The following is a 9,731-nucleotide window of genomic DNA, read 5'->3' as shown; positions in this document are numbered from 1 at the left end:
GTGTGTGGGTGGGGGAGAAGGGGTTTTCTGTAGGGAAGTGGGATGCGAAGGCTGAAGCGTGCTGGGCATTATCTGCTTCGTTGTTGCTTGGGTTGATGGCTTGCTGTCTGGCAATCAATGGCAAATTGCATAGGTGGTTGCGCAGTAGAAACGTAACGAAACAATCTTCCTATCCCAGTGAATGGTTCTGCGCTTTTGCTCAATATGACCGATTCATCACCCTTCATCTGGAGGATGAAAGGCGCGTTCTAGGCTGGCCAGTCGAGTGGCCGCCGGAGTCGAACACCGGGCAGTTTTTGATGAGGTTTCCACGCTGGCTCAACGAAGATGGCAAATTGGATCCTATTGGCGCCGAATTTTTGCTGATAGATTCCGCGAAGGTTAAATGGGTTGAATTCAGCCCGGCATCAGAGGGTTCATCATGACCGCAAGAGCACCGCAACCAATGCCACAACATCTGGAGCGACTTTTCGTTGGGCCCGACGGGAAGCTGTTGGAGAAACCATTGATCACGGGCCCAAAGGCCCCTCCACCGCTGAAGTACCCCCCATCACCGCAAGCCCGCTACTAACCCCATCCATCCTTCACCGCCCGGCGAATGCCCTCCAGCAACATCGCAAACGCCGGGTTGTCATTGTTCTCCCGCCAGATCAGATGCAGTTCGCTCTGCACCCCTTCGCCCAGATCGATCTCGCGAAACACCACATTCCTGAACACCACACTGGTCGCGCAACGCGGCACCAGCGCCAGGCCCATGCCTGCATTCACCAGCGCCAGAATCGTCAGCGAAGACCCCAGCCACTGCACGTAATCCGGAGCGACCCGAGCCGAGCGCAGCATACCGGTGAGCAGTTCGTTGAACGGCGGATAGGCCGCGTGGGAATACATCAGGAACGGCTGCCCATCCAGGTCCTTCACTGAAACGTCGTCAGCCTCGGCCAGCCGATGACCACTCGGCACCGCCAGCACAAACGGCTCGCGCACCAGGCATTCGGTGGCGTAGCCCGGTTCCAGCAACGGCGCGCGGACGATGCCCAGGTCGATGCGTCGGGCGCGCAGGGCTTCGTGTTGCTGATAGGTGTTCATTTCGGTCAGGTCGATCTTCACCTGCGGCTGCTTGAGGCGCGCCTCGGCGATAACCTTGGGCAGAAACTCGTATACCGCGCTACCGACAAAACTGATGTTCACCGAACCGATATCACCCTCGGCAAAACGTCGGGCGGTGACGGCGGCCTGTTGCGCGCGTTCGAGCAGGTTTTGCGCCTCGATGAAGAATGCGCGGCCGGCAGCGGTGAGCGCCACACTGCGCGTACTGCGGGTAAACAGTTCGACACCCAGGTGATGTTCCAGCAACTGGATCTGCCGGCTCAATGGCGGCTGGGTCATGTTCAACCGCTCGGCGGCACGCCGGAAGTTGAGCTCGGTGGCGACGGTGGTGAAGCAGCGCAGTTGGGTGAGTTCGAACATTGATCTAATCCAGGTATCAATCGAATGCCAAGTTAGATTAGACGGGATCAATTGCCCCGTCCATGATCGCTCTACGCCTCAAAGGCCACCGCTATCCCTACAAAAACAAAGATCGGGAGTCGCCCCTTGAATACCCTCCAGAGTCCGCCGGACATCACGGTACTCGCCCGCGCCGCCGCCAAGGTCAAGCGCCATGTGCTGCCGTTGTTCGTGGTGATGTTCATCGTCAACTACATCGACCGGGTCAACATCGGCTTCGTGCGCAGTCATCTGGAAACCGATCTGGGTATCGGCGCTGCTGCCTACGGCCTTGGTGCCGGTCTGTTTTTCATCGGTTACGCCTTGTTTGAAGTGCCGTCCAACATGCTCCTGCAACGCTACGGCGCTCGCGCCTGGCTGACGCGGATCATGTTCACCTGGGGCGCCGCGGCGATGGCCATGGCGTTCGTCAAGGGTGAAACCAGTTTCTACGTGTTGCGCTTCATCCTGGGCGCAGCCGAGGCCGGTTTTTTTCCGGGGATCATTTATTACTTCACCCAATGGCTGCCAGCCTCGGAGCGCGGCAAGACCATGGCGGTGTTTCTCAGCGGCTCGGCGATTGCTTCGGTGATTTCCGGCCCGGTGTCCGGCGCGCTGTTGCACATCAGCGGTCTGGGCATGCACGGCTGGCAGTGGATGTTCCTGATCGAAGGCGCCGCGTCGGTGGTGCTCTGCGGGTTTGTCTGGTTCTGGCTGCAATCCCATCCGCGCCAGGCCAAGTGGCTGAGCGAGGAGGAGCGTGAAGCGCTGGTGACGGCAATCGCCGAAGAACAACGTGCCCGCGAAGCGACCCACGTCGCCAAACCTTCGATGTTCAAACTGCTGGCGGACCGGCAGATCGCGCTGTTCTGCTTCATCTACTTTTCCATCGCCCTGACCATTTACGGCGCCACCTTCTGGCTGCCGAGCATGATCAAGAAAATGGGCAACCTTGGCGACTTCCAGGTCGGGCTGCTCAACTCGGTGCCGTGGATCATTTCCATCGTCGCGATGTACGGCTTTGCGGCGCTGGCCGGCAAGTGGAAATTCCAGCAGGCGTGGGTCGCGCTCACTCTGGTGATCGCCGCGTTCGGCATGTTCATGTCCACCACTGGCGGGCCGATTTTCGCCTTCGTCGCTATCTGTTTTGCGGCCATCGGTTTCAAGGCGGCTTCGGCACTGTTCTGGCCGATTCCGCAAAGCTATCTGGATGCGCGTATCGCGGCGGCGGTGATCGCGCTGATCAACTCCATCGGCAACCTCGGCGGCTTCGTTGCGCCGACCGCGTTCGGTTTTCTGGAACAGACCACCGGCTCTATCGAGGGCGGTCTGTATGGCTTGGCCGCGACTTCGCTGGTAGCGGCGGTAGTGATTTTCTTCGCCCGCATGGCGCCCGGCGCCAAAGGCAAAACCCCGGCAAAGCCTGAACCCGAAACCGCCGTTGCGCCGACGGCCAGCCCGGTGGCGAGCCACTGATTCCGACTCAACAGGAGCGTCATTTTGAAAATCACTCGTGTCACCGTCACTCCGATTGCTTTCCGTGATCCGCCGCTGCTCAATGCCAGTGGCATCCACGAACCGTTTGCCCTGCGTTCGATCATCGAGATCGAGAGCGACAACGGCTACATCGGCCTCGGCGAAAGCTATGGCGATACGCCGGCGCTGGCGATCCAGCAACAGTTGCAGTCGCAGTTGATCGGCCTCGATCCGTTCAACCTCAATCAGTTGCGTCGGATCGTTCAGGCCACGGTCGCCGCCAACAAACCGGCCAGTCTGGCCGGTGCCGAGCTGGCGCCCGGTTCTCACGCCAGCAAGGCCGTGAGCAATGCGTATTCGGCATTCGAAGTGGCGTTTCTCGACTTGCAGGCCCGCTACCTGAATGTGCCTTTGGTGGATCTGCTGGGCGGTGCGGTGCGCGATGAAGTGCCGTTCAGTGCCTACCTGTTTTTCAAGTATGCGCAGCACGTCGATTCACCGTACAAACCGGACAACTGGGGCGAGGCGCTGAACGAAGAGCAGATCGTCGCCCAGGCCGCGCGGATGATCGAGGCTTACGGTTTCAAGAGCATCAAGCTCAAGGCCGGCACGCTGCCCCCGGAGCATGAAGTGGCGTGCATCAAGGCGCTGAAAAAGGCCTTTCCCGGTTATCCGCTGCGCATCGATCCCAACGGCAACTGGTCGCTGGAAACCTCGATCCGCATGGCCGAGTTGCTGGGTGATGATCTGCAGTATTACGAGGATCCGACCCCAGGCCTCGAAGGGATGGCCGAGTTGCACAACCGTACCGGGTTGCCGCTGGCGACCAACATGGTGGTCACCGATTTCGACGAGTTCCGCCGCAGCGTAGCTTTGAACAGCGTGCAGATTGTCCTCGCCGATCACCATTACTGGGGCGGCCTGCGCGACACCCAGACCCTGGCGAAAATGTGCGACACCTTCGGCCTCGGCGTGTCGATGCATTCCAACTCACACCTGGGCATCAGCCTGATGGCGATGGCGCACGTGGCGGCTGCAGTGCCGAATCTGGACTACGCGTGCGACACCCATTACCCGTGGCAGGAACCGGATGAAGAGGTGATCAAGGGCGGCAAACTGCCGATCGTCGACGGCTGCGTGAAGATCACTCGTGCACCGGGCTTGGGGTTGGAACTGGATCACGATCAACTGGGCAAGCTGCACGATCAGTACCTGACCTGCGGCATTCGCCAGCGCGATGATGTGCGGCAGATGCAGCGCTACAAACCTGACTGGAAAGCGGTGAAACCGCGGTTCTGAGTTCACCGGCCTGGCGCCATCGCGAGCAGGCTCGCTCCCACATTGGAATACTTGTCTCTGTGGGAGCGAGCCTGCTCGCGATGCCAATGATCTGGCGATGTAGAAACTCAGAGCGTACGCATCAGCCAGTCGCGAAACGCCTTCAGCGACGCCAGCGACTCATTGCGCGCCGGGTACACCAGGTAATAGCTGCGCCGGCTGCTGATCGGTTCGCCCAGTTGCAGCAGCTCGCCGTTGTGCAACTCATCCTCCACCAGAATTCTCGGCACCAGGCCGATGCCAATATTGGCGCGCACCGCCTGGATCAAGTGCGAGGTCATCTCAAAACTCGGCCCGATGCGCATGCTGCGATGGGGCAGGGCGTGATGACTGAACCACTCGGACCAGGCCTGAGCATTGCTGCTGACGTTGAGCAGCAGTTGCCCGGCGATATCCTTGTCGGCAGCCAGGCGTTCGGCATCGGACAGCTGCGTGCTGGCGATCACCACCAGTTCTTCGGTGTGCAGGCGGTGGGCGGTCAGCCCCGGCCAGTCACCGCCACCGACGCAAATCGCCGCGTCGATTTCGCTGGCGTCGAAGTCAATGGTTTCGATGCGTGAATGCAGGTGCACCGTCATGCCCGGGTGCGCGGTGTAGAAATCCTTCAAGCGCGGCAGCAGCCATTTCGAGCCGAAGGTCGGCAGGGTCGCCAGGCGCAAACTGTGGATGCCCGAGCCAAACGCCATGGCCTGCAACGTCGCGCTGCGAATCTGGCCGAGGGCTTCGGACAGTTCGCGTTGGTACATGCGCCCGACGTCGGTAAGGATCACCCGCCGGCCTTCGCGACTGAACAGGCGCATGCCGAGCATCTTTTCCAGAATCTGCACCTGCCGGCTGACGGCGCTCTGGGTCAGCGACAGTTCGTGGGCGGCGCGGGTGTAGCTTTCATGGCGCGCGGCGGCTTCAAACGCCAGCAGCAACGACATCGAGGGAGTGAGGGTTCGCGGATTCATTCGTTTTAGTCATGGATTGCGGGTCGATTTTACGGTTGTCCCGGCATCGATCTGCAATGAACATAAGGCCTATGAGATGGCGGGAGCGTGACGCAATCATTCATTGCGCACAACTGTTCACCGCCACACGGCCCGTTTTTGACCGAGATTGCCCTCCCGATGATTGCCCAGCTGTCGCCTTCCACCGCGCTGAACACCGATTACCAACAGTTTCTCAAAGCCCTTGAAACCAGCGGTTTTCGCGGCGAAATCAGTGCCGACTACGCCAGCCGCGTGGTGCTGGCCACCGACAACTCGATCTATCAGCGCTTGCCGCAAGCGGCGGTATTCCCGCGTGACGCCGACGACGTAGCGCTGCTGGCGCGTCTGATCGCCGAGCCGGCCTACCAGAAAGTGGTGATCACGCCTCGCGGCGGCGGCACCGGCACCAACGGCCAGTCGTTGACCGACGGCATCGTCGTCGACCTGTCGCGGCACATGAACCGCATCCTCGAAATCAACGTTGAACAGCGTTGGGTGCGGGTGCAGGCCGGCGTGGTGAAGGATCAACTGAACGCAGCACTGAAATCCGCCGGGCTGTTTTTCGCCCCGGAACTGTCGACTTCGAACCGTGCGACCGTCGGCGGCATGATCAACACCGACGCCAGCGGCCAGGGCAGCTGCACTTACGGCAAGACCCGCGACCACGTGCTGGAGCTGCACATGGTCCTGCGCGGTGGGGAGCGTTTGCACGGCCGCCCGCTGGAAGAAAGCGAACTGGCAGCGGAATGCGCCCGCGAGGGCCGGGCCGGCGAGGTGTATCGCTGCGCGCGGCAGATCATCGATGAGCAGGGCGAGCTGATCCGGGAAACCTTCCCCGACCTCAACCGCTGCCTGACCGGCTACGACCTGGCGCACCTGCGCGAGGCCGACAATCGTTTCAACCTCAACAGCGTGCTGTGCGGCGCTGAAGGTTCGTTGGGGTTTGTGGTCGAGGCCAAGCTCAACGTATTGCCGATCCCCAAGCACACGATGCTGGTGAACATTCGCTACGCCGGCTTCATGGATGCCTTGCGCGATGCCCGGGCGCTGATGGCGCTCAAGCCATTGTCGATCGAAACCGTCGACTCCAAAGTGCTGTTGCTGGCGATGCAGGACATCGTCTGGCATGGCGTCGCCGCATACTTCCCGGAAAGCGCCGAGCGGCCGACGCTGGGGATCAACCTGGTTGAGTTTTGCGGTGACGATCCCGAGGAGCTGCAAGGTCGGGTCGAGGCCTTCGTCCAGCACCTGGGCACCGACGCCACCGTCGAGCGCTTGGGCCACACGCTAGCTGTCGGGCATGCGGCGGTGAATCGCGTCTACGTTATGCGCAAACGCGCGGTGGGTCTGCTCGGCAACGTCGCCGGTGAAGCGCGACCTCAGCCGTTTGTCGAAGACACCGCTGTGCCGCCGCAGCACCTGGCCGAGTACATCGCCGAACTGCGCGACCTGCTCGACAGCCACCAATTGCAGTACGGCATGTTCGGCCACGTCGATGCCGGCGTGCTGCACGTGCGGCCGATTCTCGACATGAAGGATCCGCAACAAGCCGCACTGGTGCGCCCGGTGTCGGACGGCGTCGCCGCGTTGACCCAGCGTTACGGCGGCCTGCTGTGGGGCGAGCACGGCAAAGGCCTGCGTTCGGAATACGCGCCGGCCTTTTTCGGCGAGTTGTACCCGGCGCTACAAGCCTTGAAGGCGGCGTTCGATCCGTTCAACCAGTTCAACCCCGGCAAGATCGCCACGCCGAACATTCCCGGCGCGGCGTTGTTGAAGATCGACGAAGTGACCCTGCGCGGCGAACTCGACCGGCAGATCGACGAAAAAGTCTGGCAGGACTACGGCGCGGCCATGCACTGCAACGGCAACGGCGCCTGCTACAACTTTGATCCCGACGATGCGATGTGCCCGTCGTGGAAAGCCACCCGCCAGCGCGCGCAATCGCCCAAGGGCCGCGCTTCGCTGATTCGCGAATGGCTGCGTTTGCAGGGCGAGGCGGGTGTTGATGTGTTGGCCGATGCCAGCCGCCGTCCGCCGTTTTTCAGCACATTGCTGCAGCGCTGGCGCAACAGCCGTGCGCAGGAACAGGACTTCTCCCACGAGGTGTACGACGCCATGGCCGGGTGCCTGGCGTGCAAGTCCTGTGCGGGGCAGTGCCCGGTGAAGGTCAACGTGCCGGACTTCCGTTCGCGGTTTCTCGAGCTGTATCACACCCGCTATCTGCGGCCGGCGCGGGATTATCTGATTGCCTCGCTGGAGTACACGATTCCGTACATGGCGCGGATTCCGTTTCTCTATAACGGCTTGATGGGCGCCTCGTTCAGCCGTCGCTTGATCGAGCGCCTTGGTGGCATGGTCGATGTGCCGTTGCTCAGCCGTTTCGATTTCCACGCGGCGATGCGCCGCTGGCAGGTTCAGCCGGCGTCGGTCGAGGTACTTTCGGCGCTGACCCAGGCACAACGTGAACGCAGCGTGGTGCTGGTGCAGGATGCGTTCACCCGTTACTTCGAAGCACCGCTGCTGGCGGATCTGATCGAGCTGATTTCGCGCCTCGGTTATCAGGTTTATCTGGCGCCGTTCAGTGCCAACGGCAAGCCGCTGCACGTGCAGGGCTTCCTCTCGGCGTTCAATCGCGCGGCGTTGCGCAATGCCGGGCAGTTGCGCGCGCTGGCCGAGATCGGCGTGCCGTTGGTGGGGCTCGATCCGGCCATGACCCTGGTCTATCGCCAGGAATATCTGAAAGTGCCGGGGATGGAGAAATGCCCGGAGGTGGCACTGGTGCAGGAGTGGTTGCTCAAGGTCATGCCGGAGCAGGCCGATCAGCGCCGCGACGACACTTTCCGCCTGCTGGCGCACTGCACCGAAAAAACCAACGCTCCGGCCGCCACCCGGCAATGGGAGCAGGTGTTCGAGCGTGTCGGCCTGAAGCTGGCGACCCAGGCCACCGGTTGCTGCGGCATGTCCGGCACTTACGGACACGAAGCGCGCAATCGCGAGACCTCGGCGGTGATCTATGAGCAATCCTGGGCGAAGCAGATCGAGGCACCGGCGGAGAAGGGCGAAGCGCTGGCCACCGGGTATTCCTGCCGCAGTCAGGTCAAGCGCCAGGCCGATCAACAGCTGCGCCATCCGTTGCAGGTCGTGCTGGAAACCCTGCGCACAGCGTGATCGCCGTTTGAGAATCGCTAGCGATTGGATCGGCTTTTCATGTTATAAGGTAACGCAAATTATGCGACCGCTTTCGGGCGGTCGCATCGATCAACCTTTCGATTGCGATACCTCCATGACGATTGCGGTTCCCCGTTCTGCCCCCTTGGCGACTGGCCGGTTGCTGTCCATTGATGCGCTGCGTGGCCTGGTCATTCTGTTCATGTTGCTGGATCACGTGCGCGAAACCTTTCTGCTGCATCGACAGGTCAGCGACCCGATGGACATCGCCAGCACGGAGCCGGCGCTGTTCTTCAGCCGTACCTTGGCGCATCTGTGCGCGCCGGTGTTCGTGCTGCTGACCGGGTTGTCGGCGTGGCTGTTCGGCGAGAAGTACGACGGCAAGGCTGACGTCAGTGCATTTCTGTTCAAGCGCGGTTTGTTTCTGGTGGCGCTCGAATTCACCCTGGTGAATTTCGCCTGGACGTTCCAGCTGCCACCGACCGTGATCTACCTGCAAGTGATCTGGGCGATCGGCCTGAGCATGATCGCGCTGTCGCTGCTGGTCTGGCTGCCACGCTGGCTGCTGCTGACGTTGAGCGTTGCGATCATCGCCGGGCACAACCTGCTCGACGGACTGCATTTCGGAGCCGAGTCGGCGCTGCACGTGCCGTGGGCAATCCTGCATGACCGCGGCTGGATCGAGGCCGGCGAGACTTTGCGCCTGCGCACCTCGTATCCGTTGTTGCCGTGGATCGGCGTGATCGGGTTGGGTTACGCGCTGGGGCCGTGGTTCGCTCGCGCAGCCGATGCCGGCGTGCGCCAGCGCCGTTTGTTGATCGGTGGTGTCGCCGGGCTGCTGGGCTTTGTGGCACTGCGGTTGGTCAACGGTTACGGCGAGAAACCCTGGGCCTTCGGGGACAGCGGTCTGCAAACCCTGATGAGCTTTTTCAACATCACCAAATACCCGCCGTCGCTGTTGTTCATCGCGCTGACGGTGAGTGTCGGGCTGCTGCTGTTGCTGGTGTTCGAGCGTGCGCAGGATCGGCGCTGGATTCGCTGGCTGACCGTGTTCGGTTCGGCGCCGATGTTTTTCTACCTGCTGCACCTGTATGCGCTGAAGGTGCTGTACCTGATTGGCGTGGCGCTGTTCGGGCTCAATCAGGGCACCTATTTCGGTTTCTCGTCGGTGACGGCGGTGTGGCTGGCGGCGGTGGTGCTGGCGGTCGCGTTGTTCCCGGCCGTGCGCTGGTTCTCGGGATTGAAGGCCCGGCGCCGCGACATTGCCTGGTTGAAGTATCTCTAGAACGG

7 protein-coding genes are annotated in these 9,731 nt (G+C 61.6%); 5 read left to right on the top strand and 2 right to left on the bottom strand.

Annotated elements, in window-relative coordinates; all coding sequences use genetic code 11:
- The first annotated feature begins 2 nt into the window (after window positions 1-2).
- Window positions 3-425, top strand: a complete 423-nt coding sequence (locus K5E37_RS28215) for a hypothetical protein (protein ID WP_311776196.1) — start codon at window positions 3-5, stop codon at window positions 423-425.
- A gap of 142 nt (window positions 426-567) precedes the next feature.
- Here K5E37_RS28215 and K5E37_RS28210 read toward each other — a convergent pair whose 3' ends face one another.
- Window positions 568-1,467 (bottom strand): LysR substrate-binding domain-containing protein, encoded by a 900-nt coding sequence (locus K5E37_RS28210; RefSeq protein WP_064379392.1) that lies wholly within the window; start codon window positions 1,465-1,467, stop codon window positions 568-570.
- Window positions 1,468-1,593: 126 nt separating this feature from the next.
- On the opposite strand from K5E37_RS28210, the gene K5E37_RS28205 reads away from it, so the two are divergent.
- Window positions 1,594-2,961, top strand: a complete 1,368-nt coding sequence (locus K5E37_RS28205) for an MFS transporter (RefSeq protein WP_221535723.1) — start codon at window positions 1,594-1,596, stop codon at window positions 2,959-2,961.
- Between the two features lie 24 nt (window positions 2,962-2,985).
- Window positions 2,986-4,260 (top strand): glucarate dehydratase family protein, encoded by a 1,275-nt coding sequence (locus K5E37_RS28200; RefSeq protein WP_221535722.1) that lies wholly within the window; start codon window positions 2,986-2,988, stop codon window positions 4,258-4,260.
- Window positions 4,261-4,367: 107 nt separating this feature from the next.
- Here the strand turns inward: K5E37_RS28200 and K5E37_RS28195 are convergent, their stop codons facing one another.
- A complete protein-coding gene (locus K5E37_RS28195) occupies window positions 4,368-5,252 on the bottom strand; it encodes a LysR substrate-binding domain-containing protein (RefSeq protein ID WP_221535721.1) in 885 nt (294 codons plus the stop codon).
- 159 nt (window positions 5,253-5,411) lie between these two features.
- On the opposite strand from K5E37_RS28195, the gene K5E37_RS28190 reads away from it, so the two are divergent.
- Complete coding sequence (locus K5E37_RS28190; protein ID WP_221535720.1) at window positions 5,412-8,441, top strand: FAD-binding and (Fe-S)-binding domain-containing protein; 3,030 nt, start codon at window positions 5,412-5,414, stop codon at window positions 8,439-8,441.
- Window positions 8,442-8,556: 115 nt separating this feature from the next.
- The gene (locus K5E37_RS28185) at window positions 8,557-9,726 is read left to right on the top strand and encodes a DUF1624 domain-containing protein (protein WP_221535726.1); all 1,170 of its coding nucleotides are present in this window, start codon (window positions 8,557-8,559) and stop codon (window positions 9,724-9,726) included.
- Window positions 9,727-9,731 lie beyond the last annotated feature (5 nt).

Origin of the sequence: Pseudomonas sp. RIT778 (genome assembly GCF_019718735.1) — a bacterium.
Classification (GTDB): Bacteria; Pseudomonadota; Gammaproteobacteria; order Pseudomonadales; family Pseudomonadaceae; genus Aquipseudomonas; species Aquipseudomonas aphyarum.
This window is presented reverse-complemented; position numbering and strand designations above follow the sequence as displayed.

Coding starts and splice junctions, on each gene's coding strand:
- K5E37_RS28210 (WP_064379392.1), bottom strand. CDS start 1,467: ATGTTCGAACTCACCCAACTGCGCTGCTTCACCACCGTCGCCACCGAG.
- K5E37_RS28195 (WP_221535721.1), bottom strand. CDS start 5,252: ATGAATCCGCGAACCCTCACTCCCTCGATGTCGTTGCTGCTGGCGTTT.
- K5E37_RS28190 (WP_221535720.1), top strand. CDS start 5,412: ATGATTGCCCAGCTGTCGCCTTCCACCGCGCTGAACACCGATTACCAA.
- K5E37_RS28185 (WP_221535726.1), top strand. CDS start 8,557: ATGACGATTGCGGTTCCCCGTTCTGCCCCCTTGGCGACTGGCCGGTTG.